The following is a 23,344-nucleotide window of genomic DNA, read 5'->3' as shown; positions in this document are numbered from 1 at the left end:
GGTCTACCCAAGCTCAGCGCAGGCGGACCCTGCGAATCAGTTCGGCGCAGCTCCTGCGGGTCGATCCTTCCCAGAGTCAGGTCGTAAAGTGACGGGGCCGGAGCGGCCGATCCTACATGACCACGTTTTTCAAGCGATCGTTACGTTCGAACCGGGAGGGTCATGCCCTGCGGAGTGGTGTAAGAGAAGGCTCCGCGTGATCCAGTGTGGACTTTAGGCGGTCATGGTCTCGGTGGCCATGATTTCTTTGGTTTCCGTGGCCGTGTCGTCGTTGGGTAGCAGGTGCATTCTGCTGCGGGACAACAACTCCGGCCCGATGTAGCGGTGTCCTTCGGCCCATTCGTCGGTCTGTTCGGCCAGCACCGCGCCGACCAGACGGATGATCGCCGCGCGGTTCGGGAAGATCCCGACCACATCGGTGCGGCGGCGGATCTCCTTGTTCAGCCGCTCCTGCGGGTTGTTGGACCAGAGCTGTTTCCACAACTCACGCGGAAACACAGTGAATGCCAGCAACTCGTCCCGGGCGGCGTCCAGATGCTCGGCCGCGGCCGGCAGCTTGTCGGCCAGCGAATCGGCGACCTTGCCAAACTGCTCACGCACTGTCTGAGCGTCGGCCTGATCGAAGATCGTGCGCACCAGCGTGGCCACGCCCGGCTGCGCCGACTTCGGCACCTTGGTCAGCAGATTACGCAGGTAGTGAGTGCGGCACCGCTGCCAGGACGCGCCCGGCAGCGCCGAGGCCACCGCGGCGGTCAGCCCGGTGTGCGCGTCGCTGGTGACCAGCGAGACCCCGGTCAGGCCACGGGCCACCAGCCCGCGCAGGAACGCCAGCCACCCGGCGCCGTCCTCCTGCGAGGCCACGTCCAGGCCAAGCACCTCGCGGTGCCCGTCGTTGTTCACCCCGGTGGCGATCAGGGCGTGCACGTTGACGATCCGCCCGTTCTCCCGGACTTTCATCGTCAACGCGTCCATCCTGGATTCACCGAAGATCTTGGTGGGTTGGTCGTGTCGTGAACGGGCAGATGCCCTCTGACTTGGGACGATTGTTCTTGTGACAGAAACATATCGGTCCGAGTGAGAGGGCATCTGCTGAGTGAAAGCATCGCATACGCGTGGCGCGGTGTCGGTGAGGTTCGACGATCCGGGATTGGTGTCGCACGCGGGCCTGGTGGCGGTGATGCGGCTGGCCGAGGACGCGGGGTTGTCGGATCTGGCCGGTGAGCTGGTCCGGCTGGGTGGTTCGGTCGGGGCGAACGCGGGCGCGAAGATCAGCACGATCGTGGCCGGGATGGCCGCGGGCGCGGACTCGATCAGTGATCTGGACCTGGTGCGGCATGGTGGCATGGCGGGGTTGTTCACCGGGATCCGCGCACCGTCCACTGTGGGCACGTTCCTGCGCTGGTTCAGCATGGGTCATGTCGCTCAACTGGAGAAACTCTCCGCCCGGCTGCTGGCCCGCTTGGCGGAGCTGACGCCGCTGCTGGCGGGGGCCGACCGGTTGGGGTTGCTGGATCTGGACTCGAAAATCAGCCAGGTCTACGGGCGGGGCAAAGACGGGGCCGCGTTCGGCTATACCGGGGTGTTGGGGTTGAACACGCTGGCCGCGACCCTGACCACAGCGGCGGGCAGGCCGGTGATCGTGGCGACCCGGTTACGGGGCGGCAACGCCGATACCCGCCGCGCGGTGAGCTCGCTGGCCCGCCGCGCGCTGGGCACCGCCCGCGCCGCGGGCGCGACCGGGCCGCTGCTGGCACGCGGCGATTCCGGGTTCTATGTCGGGGAATTGATCACGATGCTGGCGCGGGAAGGGGCCTGGTTCTCCATCACCGCCCCACAACATTCCGCGATCCGGGAGGCGATCGACGCGATCACCGAGCACGCCTGGCAGCAGCACACCTACCGCGACCCGGTCCTCGACCCGCACACCGGGCAACTGATCCACACCGCCCAGATCGCCGAGACCAGCCATACCGCGTTCACCAACCCGACCGTCAATCCCGGCCAGAAAACCACCGCCCGGCTACTGGTCCGCCGGACCCGGATCACCACCCGCGACGAGCAGGGCGAGTTGTTCCCAGCCTGGCGCTACCACGCGGTGTTCACCAACCTCCCACCCACCACCACCAGGCCCGCCACCACCGAGCCCGACACCACCGAGCCCGACACGGCCGGCTTCGACACGGCCACCGCCTGGCGTCTGCACGACCAACGCAGTGGCGCGATCGAACACGTCTTCGCCGAACTCGCGGCCGGCCCGCTGGCCCACTTCCCGTCCGGACTGTTCGCCGCCAACGCCGCCTGGCTGTCCCTGGCCGCCCTGACCCACAACCTCCTGCGCGCCACCGCCTGCCTGGCCGGCCCTGCCCACGCCCGAACACGGCTGACCACCCTGCGCCGCCGGTTGATCACCATCGCCGCCCGCGTCACCCGCACCGCCCGCCACATCACCCTGCGACTACCACAAGACTGGCCCTGGGCCACCGACTTCACCCACCTGTTCACCACCATCCACGCCCCACCCCACCCCGCCTGAACCCCTAACCACCCGCCTGACCAGGCCCAACCCGAAAGACCACAGTGGAAAAGCTGGGCAGACCAGCAACTCCCACACGACCACACCACACACCACCAGCCCACCACCACAACCACCCACCACCACAACCACAACCCAAGATCAACGGTGAATCCAGGTCCATCGCCACGAAGGTGTAGGGCCCGGCATCCAGTGGGCGTTCCCGGAATGCTTTGACCTGCGCGTCCAGGTGCGTGGCCATCTCGCTGACCTGGGACTTCGACAGGCTCTTCACGCCCAGCTGCTCGGCCAGCTTTTCCACCCGCCGGGTCGACACGCCCAGCAGGTAGCTGGTGGCCACCACGGTGACCAGGGCCTGCTCGGCCCGCCGACGGTGCTGCAGCAGCCACTCGGGGAAGTAGGAGCCCGAGCGGAGTTTCGGGATCGCCAGCTCCACCGTCCCGGCCCGCGTGTCCCAGTCCCGGGTCCGGTAGCCCTTGCGGGAGTTGACCCGCTCCGGGCTACGGGTGCCGTACTCGGCCCCGCACCGCTGGTCGGCCTCGGCCGACATCACCGCCTCAGCGAACGTCTTGACCATGCTGCGCAACAGATCCGGACTCGCCGCGGCGAGTTGGTCATCCAACCAGCCGGTCGGGTCGATACCCTCGACTGCGGCCATCGTGGTGATCCTTCCTCTGAGTTCCTTGGTCGGTACTCGAAAGGATCACGCGGTGGCCGTCCCTTATGGAGACGCCACGCCGCCAACCAGCGGAAACGTCGTACACCACCTCAGTGGACACAACCACCGGGAGAGCGTCGTACGGCAACCAAGCTGAACAATAAAGCCCAGATAAAGGACATCGGGATCATCATGACACTACGCCTGGTAGCAAGTTTAAAACCAGCCATATCACCGTAGGCGCCATCAAATAAATTCGTGTCCCCGCACCTCATTTCACAGAACTACTCGAAAACTGCACTTCATCGACATATCTCGACATTCTCGTAAAGTGGAGTTAGGACTCGCCGTTCATCCAGCCTTTGAGGAAGACAGATAGGATATTACTGAGAGTGTCGCCTGCCACGAGCATGGGACCAGTTGAGCGCTTGTTCGCCATGAGCACGGGCTCTGGCGCAGTTTGAGTGATCAACTTTCCAACGTGACAGGGGTCTGTGTGATCGTGTGACGATGATGTCGATCATGGCGTGAGGAGGATTCGCTTGCAGAGCAGGTCCAGCTTCGCGCGCCCAAAGCATTGTCTTTTCAGCATTTTCGCTCTATTGACCGCTCCCTCGGCAGGGCCATTGTTCCACGGCAGGGTGAGCCCGGCAGTCGCCGCAGCGAGATCCTGCCGCGGCCCGTATCGGTGAAGTCTCCGGATGCCGCGTCAAAGACCTCAACACTGACGAGTGGACGACAAACCACTCCCTCGCCGGGTGGCCTCATGGACAAGGCCACCAAAGGGAAACGCGCACGGACCGTCCCACTGATCCAGGACATCCGAGAGATGGTGTGCTGCAACGAATGGCAGAAGCGAACCGCGGTCCTGCGCGACGCCACATACCAACGGCACTACAACCAGCACCGGCCCCACCAAACCCGAGAACAGCAACCACCCGAACGTCACCACCAGACCGACCGAGCGGACGAAAACAACGTCCGCACGTTGCTACGCGCTCCCGTCCTCAATGGACTCATCAACGAATACCGATACGCCGCATGACCTGCGGCGATGACTTTTCGAGCGGTACAAGGTCGTTGACTACGGTCTGTACCGCCCTCTGGAAACGGGAATACAAGTTCGAGTCCCGCCGAATGAGTTGCACCCTGCTCCTGATCAGCCCGGCGTGATGTCGACAACGGCGCGCGTGCGCCGCTGGTTTCCCCTTCACCTGCTCATCCCAGAGTGCAAGGCTCGATATGTGGTACTGGAGTTCTTCGATGAAGCCGTATCTCATTGCGAGGGGATTGGGGCCATGAACACGCTATAGCGCACGTTTCCGAGCGTGGCACTCGGCAAAATCGACCCAGGCGTTCAAAGTGGACGGATATGTCGAGCCCGAGCCTTCGACCAGATGGAGGGGTGCCGCGTCGGCGATGTCCGAGACCAGCGCCGTGTTCGGTGTCGCCAAGGATTGCTATGGGAATCGCGTATTCGGCATGATCGGCACGGCCGCCTACCGCGACCTGATCACTGTCCCCTCAGGGTTTCTGCCGAGGCAGCGGTACCGCGCTGCCGACAGCATCGCGGGCGCGGTGCGCGAGGCCAGCACGCTTCCCGGCTTATTGACCAACGGTTTGCTTGTCACGGCTCGGGAAGCGTTCACCTCGGACTGCGCCGTTGTGGGTCGGCGCCACGATTGTCGTGGTGTTCGCCGTGATCGGAATGATCGCGCTGCGCAAGACTCGCCAGTCGGTCGCTTCGGAATCGACGTCGGTCCTGGAGAATTGTTGATCATTCTGTACTACCTTGTCCCGCCGGCACGCGACACAGTAGTACATTCCCGTCGAACAATCTGGGAGGGCGCGTGAGAAGCCTCGCTTTCGCGTTGATATTGATCCTTGCGGCGTCGCCGGTTGCCGCTGTTGCCGCGGAAACCGGCGACGCCGCTGTCGGCAGAGTCGTGACGTCCGGGCTTGCCGACCCGTACGAGATCACCTGGGGACCGGACGGATTCATTTGGGCCACTGAGAAAAGCGGCCTGCGGGTGGTGCGGATCGCCCCCCGGACGGGTGCGCAGAAAACCGCGGTGACGATTCCCGACGCGATCCACTCGGCCCAGGATGGGGTTCTGGGCATGGCGTTGCATCCCGGTCTGCTCCACGGGGAGGATTTCGTTTTCGTCGCGTACACTTATGATGCCGACCCCGGCCCAGATGTCGTGCGCCGGACCAAGATCGCACGCTACACCTACGACATCCAGTCGCAGCGGCTAGTCCGCCCGGGCGGCGTGATCATCGGGCTGCCTGGCGGCGTCGACCACCAGTCGGCCCGGCTCGTGCTGGGCCCGGACGGCAAGCTGTACTACACCATCGGCGACCAGGGCGCGAACCAGTTCGCGGCCAAGTGCGAGCCGAACCTCGCGCAGCGACTGCCGACCGCCGCGGAGGTGCAGGCTCGCGACTGGACTGCCTACCAAGGAAAGGTCCTGCGGCTCAACCAGGACGGCTCGATTCCGGCCGACAACCCAGTTCTCGCCGGCGTCCGCAGCCACGTCTTCAGCTACGGCCATCGCAACGCGCAAGGCCTTGTCTTCGGCTCCAACGCAACCCTGTACTCCAGCGAGCACGGGCCCAAGACCGACGACGAGGTCAACATCATCAGCCGTGGCACGAACTACGGCTGGCCTCATGTCGCTGGTTTCCGTGACGACAAAGCCTACGTCTACGGCAACTGGTCAGCGGCGCCGGACTGCGAGGAGCTGGCATTCGACGACTACACGATCCCGCCGTCGGTGCCGCAGAACAAGGAAACCGACTGGCACAGCCGGGACTTCGCAGGTCCTATTAGGACGTTCCACACCGTGCCCAGTGACCACGACTTCAAAGACCCGAAGTGTGCCGAAAGCAAGATCTGGTACCTCTGCTGGCCCACAGTCGCTCCTGCCAGCCTCGACTACGTCTCCGGCTCACTGCTCATGCCTGTGCTGAAGGAAGGCACGGTTTATCGGTTGGCTCTCAGCCCGGACGGCAAGAAGGTGACTTCCGTCAAGCCGCTGTGGCGGACCACCAACCGGTACCGCGACACCGCGATCAGCCCCGATAACAAACGGGTCTACGTCGCCACCGACAGCGCCGGTAACACCAAGGACCCTTCCGGGAAACCCACGAACAAGCTGCGGAATCCCGGCTCGATCCTCGAATTCCGGTTAGTACAGCAGCCGGTGCGTCCAGTGACGGGAAGCACACAGTGGACGTTTGGCGACATTGGCCATATTTCGTCATTTTCCGGCCGATTCGCCAGCCGATGACACAGGACCATCGAGATCTTGGTGTTGCGGCACAGATCGCACTGCTGCAACCGCAATTCGGCGATACCAGGGTGCGATTTAGTCCAGCCGACAGGGCATTACTCGCTGCGCTCCTGCATCGACTACCACACCGGACCTTGCACAGACTCCGCCTGCTGGTACGCCCCGACACGATCCTGCGCTGGCACCGCGACCTACTCCGCCGACGCCACGCCAAGGCATCCCGACCGAAACGTCCCGGTCGGCCCCACACCATCCGGTCTATTCGCGTCCTGGTTCTGCGCCTGGCCAAGGAGAACCAGAGTTGGGGCTACCGGCGAATCCACGGCGAACTCCTCGTCCTCGGCATCAAAGTTGCCGCCTCCACCGTATGGCAGATCCTCACCGGCGCCCGCATGTACGTCCTAGTCGTGATCGAACACGCCCACCGCAGAATCCACATCCTCGGCGCTACATCACATCCGACCGCGGCATGGGTCACCCAAGTCACCCGCAACCTCGTCATGGACCTCGAATACACCAACTGCCGAGCGCGCTTCTCGATCCGTGACAGAGACGGGAAGTTCCCTCCCCTGCTCGACGCCATCCTCGCTGACGCCGGCATCCAGGTCATCCTCAGCGGCATCCACATGCCGAGGATGAACTCGCTCGTCGAGCGGTGGATCCAGAGCTGCCGCCACGAACTGCTCGACCGCACTCTGATCTGGAACCACCGCCATCTACTCCACGCACTCCGCGAATACGAGCGCTTCTACAACAACCACCGACCCCACCAAGGCATCGCCAACACCCGACCATCACAACCACCGCCACAGCCGATCGCCGAGCCAACCCAAATCAACCAACTCGACATCCGCCGACGCCCACGCTCGGGCGGCATCCTCAACGAGTACCACCACGCCGCCTAACCTGCACGGACGACATTTTCGGCAAGCGCAACATCGGGACTCGAACAGTTACCGACTGGGGTATTCAGAACAGGCCAGGCACCGCTCACCGGGGCCGCGCAAAGGTCGCCGCGCAAACGCCAAACCGAGCGAGCCGCCGTGGGCGCGCCAGCATGCTGCACATAACGGACCAGCCTGGTCCCCGATGGCCGGACCGGCTACACCGCACAACGCACGACCGGACGCGGTACCCGAGTCTGGCATCCACAAGTGGACCACGTTGCCGGTGAAGGCCCGTGCTCGGATCATGACAAACCTCGATTCCGAAGACCGAAACAGTACTCTCCAGAGCACCAGCCGAGAACCTGATCCGTCGCCCGCTTTCGCGCCGATCGGAGCGCTCGACCTTGGTGCAGCGAGCACGGATTCCGATGAGGCCTCGCCCGTCTCACTCCGACTGGACATCCATACCGAGCGGTTCACGGCCGGAGGTGGGATCAGCGGCTCTCGCGGACAGGCCACTGTGGACTTGCCGGGCGTAGCCGAGACCCGCCGATCAACGTGCTTGCGCACGCGCTCGTGCACAAGCAGCATAGCAGGTGTACCCAACGCGGATTCTGTTGAGGCGAACCACACTATCGTCCAATACCGCCTGGGGCTGAAGGTGAGTCACTGCCTGTACGCCAGCCAAACGGTCACCCGACGATGCCCGGCGATGACGCCTTCCCGGATGTTGTCTACATGCGACTCCTCGCTGATCCCGCCAAACTTCCCTCTGTCAGAAAGAAAGCAAGCAAAAGGATTCCGGCCTCGATGTAGCGGGGTCAACAAGCAATCATGTCACGCACTCAGCAGCGCGAGTAGATGTTCAACAGTCTCGAACGCGGCGGCAGTCTGGTATTGATCCTAAGTGGACGATGGAACAACCTGTCGCTGTTACTCCTCACGCGCCAGCCCGGAGCACGCGTGTCCATCGACTGGGTGCGTCTCTGTCTTGAGTTTTTCCAGGAGGCGCACGGTCGGTGTCAGCTCAGCGATCTCCCGCTCGCAGGACGGGCACACCTCCGCGTGCCTGCGGAACTCGTCGTTCTCCTGCGCGCAGAGCGCTCCGAGTAAGTAAGCGCCGACCGTGACGGTGTACAGGCATGCGTGTGTCACGGCACCTCCTCCTCATACTTTCGCCCATGCGCATCTGGTTTCGTTGCTGTACCGGTAGTTCGTTTGTGTGTCCTGTGTGGAATAGGTTGGGCGGGCGGCGGCTGGCGGAGACAGCCGCCGCCCGCCCTCGGGCGGCGACCCTTGTGCAACGGGACTACCGAACGGTCGCCACAGATCCGGGAGAGCAAGAGTGGGTCAGCGGCTGGGACGTGGTGACGGTGGCACGACTTCGGGTTTGCCGGTCGGGTGTGCCGCACCGGGCCCGGTGGGGTGCGTGGTGGGCTTTCCCGCCGAAGTCGCGGATTGTCCGGGCTGGTTGGCGAGCAGGTCGGTGCAGTACGCGGGAACCTTGTCCTTCCCGCCGGCGGTCGTGATCAAGACGGTGAATGCGGGATTGTCCAGCGCCTTGCCCTGCTCCGCCCCGGCACCGGCGGTGTAGGCCTGACAGAGACCCACCAGGGAAGGAGACGGCGCGCCGCTGCCGCTGGTGGTCTTGTCAGCGGCGTTGTTGTCAGTGGGGTTCTTGCCGGTGGCGTTCTTGTCAGCGGCGTCCGACGCCTGGCTCGAGACGATGGACGGGGTTGGGGTCGCCGGGCCGGTCATGGACGACACCGCGCCCATGGGCGGAACCGTCGGGCTGTCACCACGCTGGGTGGGCAGGTTGCCGGTCACGGCGGCGACCGCGACCCCACCGGCGGCGACCGCCGTGACGGCGGTGGCCGCGACCTTGACCGTGAGCAGTTTCGCTAGCGCGGTCTTGATGAGCATCGAACGTCTCCGTAGTTGAGTGACAGGAGCGAGATGAGCCGCGCGGAATGCCGCCAGCGCGGCCTGCTCACCGGCCAGCTCGGCCTCGTGCGCCGGGGCGGACGCCGCCGCGAGCAGGCCGCTCAAAGCATCCGATCCGGCAGCCTGCTCGCGGTCCGGTTCGCCGCGAAGCAGGTGCTCGGCGGTGCGCCGGTCGATCCGGCGGGAACGGTGCGCGCTCATCTCATGTCCTTCAGCGTCAACGCCTTCGATTGTGTCACTCCAGCCGGCGAACTCTGTCCAGCCAGGATCCTTCATGCTGGTCAGGCGGAATGCTCGAGGTATTCGGCGAGCTTGCGCAGTCCGCGGTAGGCCGCCGTGCGCACCGCGCCCGGGCGCTTGCCCAGCACCCGGGCGGCGGCCTTCACGTCCAGCCCCACCATCGCACGCAACAGCACCGCCTCGGCCTGATCCCGCGGCAACCTCGCGATCAACGCCAGCGCCGCATCGGTGCCCACCGCGTCCACCGCGGATTCGGCGGTGTCCTCCGGCCCGGACCGATCGGTCAACTCCTCGACCCGCCCGGTCACGACCGGCCGCCGCCGCTGACGACGCAGATGATCCATCGCACGATGCCGGGCAATCGTCGTAGCCCAGCCACGAAACCCGTCGCCATCCCCACGAAAAGACGTTAGATCCCGCGCGATCTGCAGCCACGCCTCGGACGCCACGTCCTCGGCATCCTCCCCCACCAGCACCCGCACGTACCGCAGCAGAACCGGCTGAACAGACCGGTACAGCACCCGAAACGCGTCCTCGCTACCACGCTGCGCCGCCGGCAAAGCGGCTGCCAAGTCCCCGGCGCCGGCGGGCGCCTGCCTCGGTCTGATCAGGACTTCCTCCAATATGTCCATTATAGACAGACCAACTGTCCGGCCTCGCCGTAACATAACGACACCAGAAACATCACCACCATCAGCCAAATGCTGCCGCACTGTGCACCCGCGACATCCTGATCCATCTGTCGGCCGGACGAAACCCCTACCGGAATGTCAAATCCACACAGGATTGACGACGGGTCGGCAAGTGACGAACACATTCCCCGGACAGGTCGGGCCAGAACCCGCTCACGGGTCTTGCGCAGATCAGCCGCATGTCGCCAAAAGACCGTCGCTTTTGGACTAAGGCTTCTGCGACCAAGGACATCAAGACACACAACTGTGCTGTCGCAGAAGATGAGCGCGGCCGGAGCGAGTTTTCCAGGGACCGAGCCATGAGCCAGGAGAAGGAGAAGCGGACAGTCAGGTCGAGCACGCCCGCATCGATCCGCTTGGCGCATGCGGTTCGATCGGCTTGGGCGCCGTCGTGGGACTCGACGCCAACGCCGTAGCACCATCGCGCACGCAAGGGACGCCTAGCTGTCCCCACTCCACCAAGAGAATCGCCATGTTGCGATCATGCCCTCAGCCGACCGAGCGCTGACCGCCCCTCGCTGTCCAATAATGGCCATTGGCCGAATAGGACAACGGTCCGCTGGTACCTCTTCGTCGCGAACGACGTGGGTGCATGACCACTTCGTTAGCCGCTGCCGAGCCAGCAGTGAGACCGTTTGCAGATTGCCCTGGTGATGGGCTACCCGTGGTTCGGCACCATCGGTCGGGCACAGCATGAAGGATCCTGGCTGGACAGAGTTCGCCGGCTGGAGTGACACAATCGAAGGCGTTGACGCTGAAGGACATGAGATGAGCGCGCACCGTTCCCGCCGGATCGACCGGCGCACCGCCGAGCACCTGCTTCGCGGCGAACCGGACCGCGAGCAGGCTGCCGGATCGGATGCTTTGAGCGGCCTGCTCGCGGCGGCGTCCGCCCCGGCGCACGAGGCCGAGCTGGCCGGTGAGCAGGCCGCGCTGGCGGCATTCCGCGCGGCTCATCTCGCTCCTGTCACTCAACTACGGAGACGTTCGATGCTCATCAAGACCGCGCTAGCGAAACTGCTCACGGTCAAGGTCGCGGCCACCGCCGTCACGGCGGTCGCCGCCGGTGGGGTCGCGGTCGCCGCCGTGACCGGCAACCTGCCCACCCAGCGTGGTGACAGCCCGACGGTTCCGCCCATGGGCGCGGTGTCGTCCATGACCGGCCCGGCGACCCCAACCCCGTCCATCGTCTCGAGCCAGGCGTCGGACGCCGCTGACAAGAACGCCACCGGCAAGAACCCCACTGACAACAACGCCGCTGACAAGACCACCAGCGGCAGCGGCGCGCCGTCTCCTTCCCTGGTGGGTCTCTGTCAGGCCTACACCGCCGGTGCCGGGGCGGAGCAGGGCAAGGCGCTGGACAATCCCGCATTCACCGTCTTGATCACGACCGCCGGCGGGAAGGACAAGGTTCCCGCGTACTGCACCGACCTGCTCGCCAACCAGCCCGGACAATCCGCGACTTCGGCGGGAAAGCCCACCACGCACCCCACCGGGCCCGGTGCGGCACACCCGACCGGCAAACCCGAAGTCGTGCCACCGTCACCACGTCCCAGCCGCTGACCCACTCTTGCTCTCCCGGATCTGTGGCGACCGTTCGGTAGTCCCGTTGCACAAGGGTCGCCGCCCGAGGGCGGGCGGCGGCTGTCTCCGCCAGCCGCCGCCCGCCCAACCTATTCCACACAGGACACACAAACGAACTACCGGTACAGCAACGAAACCAGATGCGCATGGGACATCGCCAGGCACGCCGTTCGGCGCGTGCCAGAACGAATACGAGGAGAGAGTTTCGTGATGAATATCGACACGGCGCTGAAAGAGACGATGTCCGTTGTCGGCGCGGTGCGTGCCGCGTTGGTCGACTACGAAAGTGGGATGTCGCTGGGCACGCGGGGCAGGCGTGACTGGTTGCATCTGGAGGTGGCCGCGGCCGGCAATACCGAGGTGGTGCGGTCGAAACTGCGTGTGATGTCCACCCTCGGGCTCAACAACGGTATCGAGGACGTCCTTGGTCACCCTGCACCGCCAGTATTACCTGATCGGTTGCTGCAACCGGCTAAGGGCACCTCGACGCGGTTTCTGTTTCTGGTCCTGGACGGGAAACGGGAACGGGAACGGGAACGGGCGAACCTTGCACTGGCTCGGCATCAGCTCAAGCGCATCGAAGCAGACCTGGTGGTATGAGCGAGATGCAGACCACGGCGGCCACGGATCCCGCTGCGCTGCCCATGCGCAGGTCCTGTGGGTGCCCGATACTCGGCCATGGCGTCGAGCAGGGGTGATGGCAGGCGGATCGCGTTCGGCATGATCGACGGCCGTGGCGTTGCGACTCGTATACCTGATCTTCTATCGACTCCTGTCCGGGACAGCCCTGCTCGTCCGCTCGGACACCGCCAAGGACGTGGAGATTCTCGTACTACGCCATCAACTGGCAGTCCTGCGTCGGCAGGTCGCGCGTCCGCGGCCGTCCTGGGCGGACCGGGCCGTCATCAGTGCGCTGGCCAGATTGCTGTCCACCGCGCGCCGTCGGCACTTGTTCGTCACCCCAAGCACGCTCCTTACGCTGGCACGCCGACCTGATCAAGCGACGCTGGACTTACCAGCGTCGACGACCAGGACGACCACCCACACGGCCCTCAACTCGCGAGTTGATCCTGCGCATGGCCCAAGAGAATCCTGGGTGGGGATACCGGCGCATCACCGGAGAACTCGCCGGCATGGGCCGCAAGGTCGGTGCCTCCACGGTCTGGGCAATCCTCAAACGGTCCGGGATAGATCCATGTCCCCGGCGCTCGGGCCCGACCTGGGCAGAATTCCTGCGTTCCCAAGCACGAGAGATTCTGGCTTGCGAATTTTTCCATTGCGACACCGTGATGCTCACACGGCTGTACTGCTTCGCGGTCGTCGAGCACGCGACCCGCCGGGTGCACGTACTCAGCGTGACCGAACACCCCACCGCAGACTGGGTTGCCCAGCAAGCACGTAATCTCCTCCTGAGCCTCAACGACCGTGTGTCAGACGGCATCAAGATCATCAAGTCCACCGGCCACACCGATCTCTTGCCCACGCCGCGCCGCTACGACCACTCTCCGCGCCGGCAGCCGTGGACATCAAGGTCATCAGACGGGACCGACTCGGCGGAGCCATCCACGAATACCGGCAGGTCGCATAGAGCGGCCGAGTTTCGGGCACCCACAGGTCTGCAGGCGCAGTACACAACGCTTTGGAGAAGCTGGTCTGTGACGGCTACGCAGTGAGGACCAGTGAGCGCCCCAAGCGCTACACGATCGCACCAGCCAGCAACAGCTACAGATCATGAAAGGCCAGGGTTGATCTTGTCCTTGGGCGGCGTGTCCTCCCGGATCCTGATCGATTCATGATCTACGCAGGGATGGATGAGGTACGCGGATGGAGGTGGCCTTTCCGAGCGGGGCAGGGCCACACGCGAAGCTGTCCGGTTGCAGGCGGCCCAATGGTTCGCCCAGGACGTGCCGGCCGCCGAGATCGCCCGCAGACTGCGGGTATCCACCAACGCGGTCTATACCTGGCGGCGTCGATGGCGTGCCGAGGGTGAGGCAGGGCTGGCGTCGAAGGGACCGGGCGGATCGTCCTGCCGGCTGGACCAGCCACGACTGGACAGGCTGGCCCAGGCTGTGGAACAAGGCCCAGCCGTGCATGGGTTCGGCGAGGATCAGCGCTGGACCCTGGCTCGGGTCGCCGATCTGATCGCCCGGCTGTTTCACACCCGCTACACGCTGCGCGGGGTGTCGTATCTGCTGCACCGCATGGGGTTCTCGCCACAAGTACCCGCCCACCGCGCGATCGAGCGCGACGAGCAGGCGATCGCCACCTGGCGGCGGGAGGTATGGCCGGCGGGAAAACGGTAGCGGCGCAGCAAGGTGCTTGGCTGTGTTTCGAGGACGAGGCCGGGCAAACGCTGCGCCCGCCGAAAGCCCGCACCTGGGGCCGCCGGGGCCAGACACCACAGATCCCGGTGTCGGGCAAGGGTTCGGGCCGGGTATCGGTCGCCGGGCTGGTATGCGTCCGGCCCGGACACCGGCCCCGGTTGATCTACCGTGTCCGGACCCACCGCGGCCGCAAGGGGGAACGGCGCAGCTTCGCCGAAACCGACTACGCCGCCCTGCTGGACGCCGCACACCAGCAGCTCGGCGCCCCGATCGTGTTGATCTGGGACAACCTCAACACGCACACCAGTCACGCGATGCGCAAACTGGTCGCGGCCCGCGACTGGCTACACGTGATCCAACTCCCGCCCTACACCCCGGACCTCAACCCGACCGAGCACGTGTGGTCCCACGTCAAACGCAACCTCGGAAACCTCATCGTGCACGGCATCGACCAGCTCACCGCCATCGTGAAGAACCGACTCAAACGCATCCAGTACCGACCCGGGCTGATCGACGCGTTCTTCGCCCACACCAGACTGAACCTCGAACCACAACCGCCGTAATCCTGGCCTTTCAAGATCTGTAGCCCCAATCTGACGGCAGTTTTCTGTGCCCCAAGCACCACCATGCAGCTTGGGGCACTCGCCAATGACGGTTGATTAGATCGCCTGCAGATAGACAATGGAGTGCTTAGGTACACCCGCAATGCCTTCTCCATGCGACTGCGCCCGGCTCGAGGTCGGTGGGGCAGCGGCGTGAGTGTGCGCTGACGAGACACGGCTGGGTCACAGGAACTCTCGCCGGTGAGGTGCTCACTCTTGCGGTGTGATCATCGAGGTCCGTGGTGTGGTCATCCTTCCGCCACCAGAAGATGATCAGCCTGCGACTCGTTCACGTTCACACAGCGGTTGGTGGATTTTCACCTCCAGATGTGTGGTTGGTGGGCTTTCGGTTTCACTCGGCCAGGATGAGATCGGCTACCTGCTGGGCGCGGTCGACCTGGACGAAGTGTCCGGCGTCGTCGAGCAAATGCAGTTCGCTATGGGGGAACAGCGCGGCGAACTCCCGTGCGACCCGGGGATTGAGATAGCGGTCGCGGACCCCGAAAATTACCCGAACGGGCGGAGTGAAACGGCGCAGATCCGGGATACGACGCCGATGGGTCAGCACCGTGCCCAGCAGGTCATCGTTCAGCCGCCAAAACGCCGGCCGAGCCGGGATGAATTGCTCGTAAAGCTGTGCGACAAGTGGGCCGCGTACCTCGGCATCGTGGATGAACGCGCCAACCTGCCAGGTATACAGGCGCCAGTCCAGCTGGGGCCATCGGCGCACGAGGGCACGGGCGATGTCGCGGATCAACGGTGTGGAATACAAGGCGATGGCTGGCGGGCGACGCAGGCTCGGGGTCCAGTGGTAATAGGTGTTGAGCAGCACCAGCATCGCGACCCGCCCGGGGTTGGCCAGCGCCCAGTCGATCGCCGGCGGTCCCGAGGCGTCGTGAGCCACCAGTGTCAACTGGTGGGTGTCTACGTGCTCGCTGATGGCGTCGACGACGGCGGCCAGGTCGCCTACCTGATTCGCTGCGGTGTACGGGTAGCCCGCTGGCTTGTCCGAGCGGCCCCAGCCGAGGAAATCGAAGCGCACCACGGGCTGGCGCCCGGCCAAGTGTGGGAGGAGGTGATCGTAGAGGTGGGTGTTGTCGGGAAAACCGTGCATCAGCACGATCGGCACCCCGCTCCCGGCAACCATCTCGGCGTGCATCTTGTGCTGGCCCCGCTGCACGGTCAGCATGTCGATCTTCGGGTCCATCACTGCCCCTCTCGCAGTCGAGTAGGGATATTGAATATTCAGCCATCAAAGGCAACCGAGTGCCGCAGCGGCGTCCGATGTCGCGGTGGCCGGGCCAGAGACCTCCAAAACCGAGCCTACGCCCACGACACCCCCGCTTCACTACACGGCGGCGCGTGCCGCACGCGACTCCAAACTGAAGCGCAGGTAATCCACGAGGCCTACGGATTAGTTCCGGCTATTCACGCCGCCTCGAGTCGATCGAACGTGGCCGTTGCTGATCGTCTCGTTCTGGGTTGGATGGTGATTGGCTTCGCGGGCCGCATGGCCTGGTCCTGCTCCACGACCATTAGTCGGGATCGGACGGGGCGGTCAGCCGTTGGGGCGTAAGCAAACTTGGCAGTCGAGCCTATCGCTTCCCGTGCGAAACACTACTGCAGCAAGCGGTCACCGGGGCAAGCCCGACGTCGGCACAACCGAAGGTGCTCGGGACAAGAACCGATTAATGAACTTGCTCGCAAAACCACGATAAGATTCGGCATAGACATCGCCTGAATCTCCCACCCTCGCCAGTTCCTTCTCGACTGCCCGATGTCACCATCGAGCGCAAACACAATCGGCAATATCTTTGCCCGCTGATGCTCAAGCACCATGTCCGGCGACTGCGTAACCTCGTGGGAAAAAGCCGTCGCCGGCCCAGCCGATCTACTCGCCCCGATCGCGACGTGGCGCAAGAACCTCGGTCAAGTCATCGCGCCTGAGATCGCGTCACTGCTTGCCCACAGCATCCGCACGTTCGTTGTCCGTGTCCGCGCGCAGAACATCGCGGCCACCGCTGTCGCGGAGTTCCTGGCCGAGCACCCTCGCGTGACCAAGGTCAGCTACCCGGGCCTAGCGACCGGGGAACAGGCCGCCATCGTCAAAACCCAGATGCGCGGGCATGGCGGCATGCTCAGCTTCCTCGTCGATGGCGACGCTGCGATCACCGCGGACGTGGTCGACCGGCTGCGCGTGTTCAGCATCGCCGCCAGCCTCGGTGGTGCTGAAAGCCTTGTCACCCAGCCCATCACCACCACCCACCACGGCCTCGACCCCGCCGACCGTGCCCGCCGAGGCATCACCGACAGCATCGTCCGCCTGTCCATCGGACTCGAAGACGCCGAGGACCTCATCGCCGACCTGACCCAAGCACTCGACGCCTGACTGATTCTCGTACTGGTGTCGAGTTTGGCGTGGTCCGTTCGTCCTTGGGGTGACTCAAGTCCGAGGAAAGGGATTGCCGAATGGACACCATGGAGCTGTACCGGCGGGCGCAGGATGGTTTCGACGTTGTGCTGGCGAAGGTGCCCGCCGACCGTTGGGACGCGCCGTCGGCGTGTACTGAGTGGACGGTTCGGGACGTCGCCGGGCATGTGATCTGGGGACAGCAGCAGATGCGTGCGTGGGCAACAGACCGGCAGCAGGTGCAGATGGACGGTGCGCCCGGTTCTCCGCATCCGGCTGTGATGGCTGGTGACGATCCTGTCGCGACGTGGCGGGCGGCGCGTAAGGAATCGGTGGCGACATTGACCGAAGAGGCGTTGGCGCGCATGACATCGATTACCGGCATCGGTGAGGTCCCGCTGGCCGCGGTGGTGACGTTGCTGATCACCGACCAGGTGGCGCACACCTGGGATATCGCGCATGGCTTGGGCATTGATGCCGAACTGGGCCCCGAGCTCGTCGGGGTGGCATTTGACTGGGCACGGGCCAATGTGGTGCGGCGGCCAGGCTTCTTCGGGCCAGAACTGACACCTCCGGCCGACGCAAACGAGCAGACCCGGATGCTGGCCTTCTTGGGGCGGGCAGCGTGGCAGCCGGTGGCGGCCTAGCGACCGCTGGGGATCGCACGGCGGCCGGTGTCGAACTCGTGCAGAGCGGCACCGACCGCCGCCGCGGCAGTCATTTCGAAGACCTCGTCTTCGAAATGCCCAGTAGCAAGCAACTGCTTGATCGTGTCGTCGGTGATTCGGCTGGGGGTGTCGCGAACCAGCGCGGTGTAGGACTGCCATGGTTCGGGTAGCGACCCACCGGTTGCTGCAGATGTACGCAGCGCCGGTGACGTCGTGGCTGGTGCGTCGAGGACCGCGTGACGTAGGTTCTCGATCAGGCCGCCGCGATCGATGTGAAGACCTTCGGCGAGCAGGAACGCGGGGAACCGGTAGCCGAACCGGTGCAGGGCGCGGGTTCCGCTCTGCAATTGGCCTTCCTGTAGTTCGAACCCGAAGGCGAGAGCGAGCCTGTTGACGACGTTCCACACCACACCGACATGCAGCGCTTCCAGCACCGCTTGTGCAGGCAGCCCGGCGACGAGGTCGGCGTTGTCCGGCGCGTCGAGGAACCGGCGGATCGACTGGAGCTCTGGTCGCGCCGAGTCGGGTTGGTCGGGGTCGATCTCGCCGTGGGCGGCGATGCGGACGAGTTCGGTGTGGGTGACGAAGCAGAACGAGCATTCGTAGCGTTGTGCCGTGGTCATCGCCAGGTATTCACGTTCGCCCGCGGTCCAGTAGGACGGGCCGCGCATCGCCGGGACGGTCAGGTCCAGCAGGGCGCGAGTGAGGAAACCTGGCCGGCAGAGAAGAGTTTTGACGATGTCCGGGTTGTCCACACGGGACATGATCGCGGTCATTTTCAGGAACAGCATGGCACGTGTGCGATGTCCGCGATCGAGAATGGACAGTCTCATATGGACTCCGTGGTGTCGAGGGCGAGCAAGCGGCTGGCGAGGAAGCACCGGTCAGCTGGGCTAGCGGCGAGTTCGTGCGCGCGCCGATACGCCGCCGCGGCTTCATCGGCTCGGCCGAGCCTGCGCAGCAGATCAGCCCGAGCTGCATGCATGAGGTGGTACTGCTGTAGTCCGTCGATGTTGTCGATCAATGCGAGGCCTTCGGCGGGTGTGATGGCCATCGCGACGGCCACGGCATGATTCAGCGCGACGACCGGAGACGACGTCATCGACAGCAGTTGTGCATAAAGGGCCGCGATGCCCGGCCAGTCGGTCTGTTCGGTGCTCACGGCTTGGGCATGCAGCACTGCGATCGCGGCTTGCAGCTGATACGGCCCCAGTGTTTCGTGGCGCAACGCTCGGTCCAGCACCGGGATGGCTTCAGCGATTTCGTTGTAGTCCCAGCGGGATCGGTCTTGGTCTTCCAGCAACACGATGTCCCCGGCCGCGTTGTGGCGGGCGGCGGCACGAGAGTCGTGCAGCAGTAACAACGCGACCAGGCCAAGCGCTTCAGGTTCGTCAGGCATCAGCGCGGCGATCAACTTCGCCAACCGGATACCCTCCGCACGCAAGTGCGCGTGCTCCGGCGTGGTGTACCCCTGCGTGAAGATCAGATACACCACCGCGAGCACCCCAGACAGCCGTTCAGGCAGCAGGTGATCGGCAGGCACCTCGAAGCCGATGCCCGCGTCCCGGATCTTGCGTTTCGCCCGCACCAGCCGCTGCGCCAGCGTCGACTCGCCAACCAGAAACGCTCGCGCGATCTGTCCGGCTGACAACCCGACCACCGCCTGCAAGGTCAACGCCACCCGAGCCTGCTCGGCCAGTGCCGGATGGCAGCACGTGAAGATCAGGCTCAACCGCTCGTCGCCGATGCTGAGCAGCCGTTCTTCACCGAAGTCGGTCATCCTCGCCGTCCGCTGGACCTCAGCATCGACCTGTTCCTGTTTCTCTCTGCCGACCCTCGCCCGCCGGACCCGGTCGATCGCGTGGTTGCGAGCCACGGTGAGCAGCCAGGCCATCGGGTCGTCGGGCACCGTGTCAGACCAGCGGCCCAACGCCAGCGCGCACGCCTCTTGCAGCGAGTCTTCGGCAAGCTCGAAGTCGCCCAGCGTGCGCACCAGCGCGGCCAGCATCCGCGCCCGGTGCTCGCGGTAGACCTGCTCCACCACCGGCGCGGCTGAGACAGTCATTCGCTGCGGGCGGCAAAGTTCGCTGGCGTGTGGTCGATCCCCGGCACTCCGACGATCGGCCGTACCTCGATAGACCCTTGCTCTGCCATCGGGCACATCGCCGCGAGATCGAGGGCCTCGTCAAGGTTTCGGCAGTCAAGAACGTAGTAGCCACCGAGATGCTCGTGGGTCTCCACGAACGGCCCGTCGGTGATCAGCGTCTTGCCCTCCCGCACGCTCACCGTCGTCGCGGTGCTCTCCGGCTGCAGCGCGTCACCAGCCACCAGCGCACCCCGGCGACGGCATTCCTCAGCGAACGCGTTCACTCTGGCCAGCGCCTCGGCGAAGCCCGGGTCGCTGGGTTCAGGCCGGTTGCAGTTGTAGATCAGCAGCATGTACTGCACGTGTCCTCCACTCGTCCATCGGTCTAGCTAGAGACCAATGCCGCTTAGTTAAGCGGGTGGTGAGTGGTGCGGAGACATGAAATATTTCTGTCTCCTGTGGATCGATGACGTGTACGGCTTCGGAGAAAACCCCTTGTAGCGCATGGAAATAGTGGCGTATACGTTGCTCATGTGACCGTGCCCGCCACACCATCCCGGCGCTTCACCGACGGGATCAGTATCGGTGTTCTCACACGTTTGTTGGATCGTGATCTGGTGGACGAGGTGCTGGCCGACACGGGTCGACGGGAGAAGCGAACACGGTTGCTGCCAGCCAGGGTGGTTGTCTATTGGGTGTTGGCGCTATGCCTGTTCTTCGAAGACAGTTATGAAGAGGTGATGCGCAAGCTGGTCAACGGTCTGCGGTTTCTGGGTACCTGGCGGGATGACTGGCATGTGCCGACCACGAGTGCGCTTTCCCAAGCACGCCAACGGCTGGGTGCGGAACCGTTGCAGGTCTTGTTCGAGCGGGTCGCGGTGCCGATGGCTCGGCCAGGCACGAAGGGAGCCTGGTTTCACGGGTGGCGGGTGATGGCCGTGGATGGGCTGGTGCTGGACGTGCCGGATACTGATGACAACGTCGCGGTGTTCGGTAAGAAATCGCATGGTGGTGGGGAAAGCCCGTTCCCGCAGGTGCGCGTCGTCGGCTTGGGCGAGTGCGGCACCCATGCGATCGTGGCCGCGGCGATCGACTCGTGGCGGGTCTATGAGCGCGAGTTGCTGACGCGCATTCTGGATGATCTCGAGCCGGGCATGCTAGCCCTGAGTATTCATGGCGATCTTGATTCGGGCGCCGTGTCGGAACAGGGAAAAGTGCTCCTGAGCTGGGAAGATGAGGTTGCTAATGCCTGTTCTTACCCATGAAGCTCTGGAGCACTTTCGACGTGGATGTTACTGGGTGGTCGCGGGATCTGGCGGTAGAAGTCGGTGGGCGTGGCGTGGTCAGTCATGCCGGGACCGCGGCGGTGCGGTTGCTGGCCGACCGCACCGGGTTGACGGAAGGCTTGTCGCGGGCGATGGCGCGGCGTGGGTTCATGCCGGTGCATGACCGTGGCCGGGTGTTCGCCGACACCGCGGTGTTGATCGCTGACGGCGGGCGGGTCCTGTCGGATCTGGCTGTCCTGCGCGATCAGGCCGAACTGTTCGGGCCGGTCGCCTCAGATCCGACGTTGTGGCGCACGTTGGACGCGGTCGGTCAGGTGCAGCGCAACAAGATCGCCCGTGTGCGTGCCCGGATCCGCGAGCATGTGTGGTCGTTGATCGAGCGACGGCACGGCCGGATTCCGCCGTCGCGGGTGGCCGACCGTGATCTGGGCACGACCGTGGTGGTCCGGTTGGATGGTTCGCTGGTGATCGCGCACTCGGACAAACAACTCGCCGCGGGAACCTACAAGGGCAGCTTCGGTCATCATCCGCTGCTGGCCATGTGTGACAACACCGGCGAATCGCTGGCCCTGTTGCTGCGCACAGGAAGCGCCGGATCCAACACGACAGCTGATCACCTCGAGGTCCTCGACGCCGCGATCGCCCAGATCCCGGCGAAACATCGAAGGAACCTTCTAGTCACCGTGGACGGCGCGGGCGCCTCCCACGGTCTCATCAAGTACATCACCGCGCTGAACGCCAAGCCAGGCAGGCAGGCGCACTACAGCGTCGGCTGGGAACTCGGTGCGCGGGAACGAGCCGCGATCGGCCGTGTCCCCGCGAAGGCATGGCAGGCAGTGCTCGATCACCACGGCGATCCTCGGCCGCTGGACAAAGCCGGCGTGGTGGAACTGACCGCGCTACTACGTCACCACCCCGACGGGGACCAACTGGAGAACTGGCCGGCCGATCTGCGGATCATCTGTCGTCGTGAGAAACCCCACCCCGGCGCACAGTTGTCCCTGTTCGAAGAAGCCGACGGCTGGCGCTACCAACTGGTGGCCACCAACACCCCGGGCAGCGGTTCGGGCGCCACCGTCCAGTTCCTGGAAGCCCGTCACCGCCCGCACGCCCGAGTCGAGGACCACGTCCGCTGCGGCAAGCAAACCGGCCTCGGTCACCTGCCCTCCACCAAGATCGAGATCAACCGGGCCTGGTGTCTGGCCGCCACCATCGCCATCGACCTGCTCGCCTGGCTGCGCCTGCTCTGCCTTGAGGGCACCCTCGCCAAAGCCGAACCCAAAACCCTGCGCTACCGGCTACTGCACACCGCCGCCCGCATCGTCCGCGGCCAACGCAAACGCAAGATCAAAATCCCGGAAACCTGGCCCTGGGCCGACCCTCTCGCCGCCTGCCTCCGGGCAGCGCTGGCCCTGCCACCACCAACTCGATGACCCCTGTCCCTGCCCCTCGACCTGAAAGGCCCGCCCCCCAACCCGGCGCCCAGCCAACACCGGCGGCCGGGCTCGAACCCTGACCATCACCACACAGCAACCAACTCAAGATCAACATCCGAACCGGCACAGGCGGACACGTCACCCACGTGAATGATCAAGGCTAGAAGCCCTAGGATATTGAACTTCGGCCAGGAAAGGTTTCATAATGTTGACAATGATTGGCCAATGAAGTTGGTCGCAAAGATTGTAGAATCGTGGCCATGACGAAAAAGCGGTTTATTGGCGTCGTTGTGGCAGGGTTGATTGCCTTGGGTGTGACGCTTGCGCCCGCTACGTCGGCTGCGAACTCATCCTGGTCAGGGTGTCCGAGTAACTCGCTGTGCATGTGGAAGCACAGCGACGGTCGAGGGACAAAGGCGATCGTTCCACTTCCATCTAACAGAACAAGTCTCAACTGGGACATGAGTCGTCTCCCTTTCCTGAATGGTGAGAGTTCCGACAACCAGGTCTCGTCATGGGCTTTTGACCGCATCTGCGTACTGGACTTGTACGACAGCCTCGGGCAACGGGATCCCCTCGCCCACGTGCGTGAGAAAGAGCAGAACGCGGCCATTATGTCAATCGACAACATGATCTCGTCGTTCACAATCACCTGCCGATGATTTAAAGGTTGTCCCGTAAGGTGTCGTGTCAAGATC

The 23,344-nt window shown here is 64.5% G+C and carries 20 protein-coding genes and 4 pseudogenes; 15 read left to right on the top strand and 9 right to left on the bottom strand.

Features of this window, described 5'->3' with window-relative positions; all coding sequences use genetic code 11:
- Positions 1-213 precede the first annotated feature (213 nt).
- Positions 214-969, bottom strand: a pseudogene (locus LWC34_RS04060) (IS256 family transposase); the annotation flags it as partial.
- 124 nt (positions 970-1,093) lie between these two features.
- Between LWC34_RS04060 and LWC34_RS04055 the strand changes: the two are divergent.
- Entirely contained in the window at positions 1,094-2,533 is a 1,440-nt protein-coding gene (locus LWC34_RS04055) for an IS1380 family transposase (RefSeq protein ID WP_233723047.1), read from the top strand.
- A 157-nt stretch (positions 2,534-2,690) separates the two neighbouring features.
- On the opposite strand, the pseudogene LWC34_RS04050 reads toward LWC34_RS04055, so the two are convergent.
- Positions 2,691-3,191, bottom strand: a pseudogene (locus LWC34_RS04050) (transposase); the annotation flags it as partial.
- 766 nt (positions 3,192-3,957) lie between these two features.
- Between LWC34_RS04050 and LWC34_RS04045 the strand changes: the two are divergent.
- The 4 genes from LWC34_RS04045 to LWC34_RS04030 all read left to right on the top strand — a co-directional run bounded on the left by LWC34_RS04045 (position 3,958) and on the right by LWC34_RS04030 (position 7,392).
- Positions 3,958-4,236 (top strand): hypothetical protein, encoded by a 279-nt coding sequence (locus LWC34_RS04045; protein WP_233723046.1) that lies wholly within the window; start codon positions 3,958-3,960, stop codon positions 4,234-4,236.
- Positions 4,237-4,610: 374 nt separating this feature from the next.
- A complete protein-coding gene (locus LWC34_RS04040) occupies positions 4,611-5,045 on the top strand; it encodes a hypothetical protein (RefSeq protein ID WP_233723045.1) in 435 nt (144 codons plus the stop codon).
- Positions 5,042-6,484 (top strand): glucose/sorbosone family PQQ-dependent dehydrogenase, encoded by a 1,443-nt coding sequence (locus tag LWC34_RS04035; RefSeq protein ID WP_233723044.1) that lies wholly within the window; start codon positions 5,042-5,044, stop codon positions 6,482-6,484. Before LWC34_RS04040 ends, LWC34_RS04035 begins: the two co-directional genes overlap by 4 nt.
- A 137-nt stretch (positions 6,485-6,621) precedes the next feature.
- The gene (locus tag LWC34_RS04030) at positions 6,622-7,392 is read left to right on the top strand and encodes an integrase core domain-containing protein (RefSeq protein ID WP_233723043.1); all 771 of its coding nucleotides are present in this window, start codon (positions 6,622-6,624) and stop codon (positions 7,390-7,392) included.
- A 915-nt stretch (positions 7,393-8,307) separates the two neighbouring features.
- Here the strand turns inward: LWC34_RS04030 and LWC34_RS04025 are convergent.
- From LWC34_RS04025 to LWC34_RS04015, 3 genes are all read right to left on the bottom strand, one after another.
- Positions 8,308-8,529 carry an anti-sigma factor family protein gene (locus LWC34_RS04025; protein ID WP_233723042.1) on the bottom strand — a complete coding sequence of 74 codons (222 nt, stop codon included), beginning with the start codon at positions 8,527-8,529 and terminating at the stop codon, positions 8,308-8,310.
- Between the two features lie 195 nt (positions 8,530-8,724).
- Complete coding sequence (locus LWC34_RS04020; RefSeq protein ID WP_233723040.1) at positions 8,725-9,519, bottom strand: hypothetical protein; 795 nt, start codon at positions 9,517-9,519, stop codon at positions 8,725-8,727.
- A gap of 80 nt (positions 9,520-9,599) precedes the next feature.
- Entirely contained in the window at positions 9,600-10,190 is a 591-nt protein-coding gene (locus LWC34_RS04015) for an RNA polymerase sigma factor (protein ID WP_233723041.1), read from the bottom strand.
- Positions 10,191-11,018: 828 nt separating this feature from the next.
- Between LWC34_RS04015 and LWC34_RS04010 the strand changes: the two genes are divergently transcribed.
- From LWC34_RS04010 to LWC34_RS03990, 5 genes and pseudogenes are all read left to right on the top strand, one after another.
- Entirely contained in the window at positions 11,019-11,813 is a 795-nt protein-coding gene (locus LWC34_RS04010) for a hypothetical protein (RefSeq protein ID WP_233723040.1), read from the top strand.
- Positions 11,814-12,044: 231 nt separating this feature from the next.
- Positions 12,045-12,434 (top strand): annotated as a pseudogene (locus tag LWC34_RS04005) (hypothetical protein).
- A gap of 464 nt (positions 12,435-12,898) precedes the next feature.
- Positions 12,899-13,507, top strand: coding sequence for a hypothetical protein (locus LWC34_RS04000; protein WP_233723038.1), 609 nt, complete (start codon positions 12,899-12,901; stop codon positions 13,505-13,507).
- 138 nt (positions 13,508-13,645) lie between these two features.
- Positions 13,646-14,137 (top strand): winged helix-turn-helix domain-containing protein, encoded by a 492-nt coding sequence (locus LWC34_RS03995; protein ID WP_233723037.1) that lies wholly within the window; start codon positions 13,646-13,648, stop codon positions 14,135-14,137.
- Entirely contained in the window at positions 14,116-14,721 is a 606-nt protein-coding gene (locus LWC34_RS03990) for an IS630 family transposase (RefSeq protein WP_233723036.1), read from the top strand. Before LWC34_RS03995 ends, LWC34_RS03990 begins: the two co-directional genes overlap by 22 nt.
- 391 nt (positions 14,722-15,112) lie before the next feature.
- On the opposite strand, the gene LWC34_RS03985 is transcribed toward LWC34_RS03990, so the two are convergent.
- Positions 15,113-15,967: an alpha/beta fold hydrolase gene (locus LWC34_RS03985; protein ID WP_233723035.1), complete on the bottom strand. Its 855-nt coding sequence runs from the start codon at positions 15,965-15,967 to the stop codon at positions 15,113-15,115.
- Between the two features lie 630 nt (positions 15,968-16,597).
- Between LWC34_RS03985 and LWC34_RS03980 the strand changes: the two genes are divergently transcribed.
- Together LWC34_RS03980 and LWC34_RS03975 are read left to right on the top strand one after the other, a co-directional pair.
- Positions 16,598-17,149: a PLP-dependent transferase gene (locus LWC34_RS03980; RefSeq protein ID WP_233723034.1), complete on the top strand. Its 552-nt coding sequence runs from the start codon at positions 16,598-16,600 to the stop codon at positions 17,147-17,149.
- An 80-nt stretch (positions 17,150-17,229) separates the two neighbouring features.
- Positions 17,230-17,817, top strand: a complete 588-nt coding sequence (locus LWC34_RS03975; protein WP_233723033.1) for a TIGR03086 family metal-binding protein — start codon at positions 17,230-17,232, stop codon at positions 17,815-17,817.
- Here LWC34_RS03975 and LWC34_RS03970 read toward each other — a convergent pair.
- The 3 genes from LWC34_RS03970 to LWC34_RS03960 are packed head-to-tail and all read right to left on the bottom strand — an operon-like array spanning position 17,814 to position 20,286.
- A complete protein-coding gene (locus LWC34_RS03970; protein ID WP_233723032.1) occupies positions 17,814-18,671 on the bottom strand; it encodes a carboxymuconolactone decarboxylase family protein in 858 nt (285 codons plus the stop codon). The two genes, LWC34_RS03975 and LWC34_RS03970, sit on opposite strands and share 4 nt — an antisense overlap.
- Positions 18,668-19,903, bottom strand: a complete 1,236-nt coding sequence (locus LWC34_RS03965; protein ID WP_233723031.1) for an RNA polymerase sigma factor — start codon at positions 19,901-19,903, stop codon at positions 18,668-18,670. The genes LWC34_RS03970 and LWC34_RS03965 overlap by 4 nt, the downstream gene beginning before the upstream one ends.
- Positions 19,900-20,286: a YciI family protein gene (locus LWC34_RS03960; protein ID WP_308199961.1), complete on the bottom strand. Its 387-nt coding sequence runs from the start codon at positions 20,284-20,286 to the stop codon at positions 19,900-19,902. Before LWC34_RS03960 ends, LWC34_RS03965 begins: the two co-directional genes overlap by 4 nt.
- Before the next feature lie 171 nt (positions 20,287-20,457).
- On the opposite strand from LWC34_RS03960, the pseudogene LWC34_RS03955 reads away from it, so the two are divergent.
- From LWC34_RS03955 to LWC34_RS03945, 3 genes and pseudogenes are all read left to right on the top strand, one after another.
- A pseudogene (locus LWC34_RS03955) lies at positions 20,458-21,084 on the top strand (transposase domain-containing protein); the annotation flags it as partial.
- A 101-nt stretch (positions 21,085-21,185) separates the two neighbouring features.
- Positions 21,186-22,643, top strand: coding sequence for an IS1380 family transposase (locus LWC34_RS03950; protein ID WP_233722402.1), 1,458 nt, complete (start codon positions 21,186-21,188; stop codon positions 22,641-22,643).
- 263 nt (positions 22,644-22,906) lie between these two features.
- Positions 22,907-23,308 carry a peptidase inhibitor family I36 protein gene (locus LWC34_RS03945; protein ID WP_233723029.1) on the top strand — a complete coding sequence of 134 codons (402 nt, stop codon included), beginning with the start codon at positions 22,907-22,909 and terminating at the stop codon, positions 23,306-23,308.
- Positions 23,309-23,344 lie beyond the last annotated feature (36 nt).

The sequence above is a fragment of the Kibdelosporangium philippinense genome (genome assembly GCF_021390435.2).
Lineage (GTDB): Bacteria > Actinomycetota > Actinomycetes > Mycobacteriales > Pseudonocardiaceae > Kibdelosporangium > Kibdelosporangium philippinense.
Note: the sequence above shows the minus strand (reverse complement) of the source record. Positions and strands in the feature narration are given on the sequence as shown.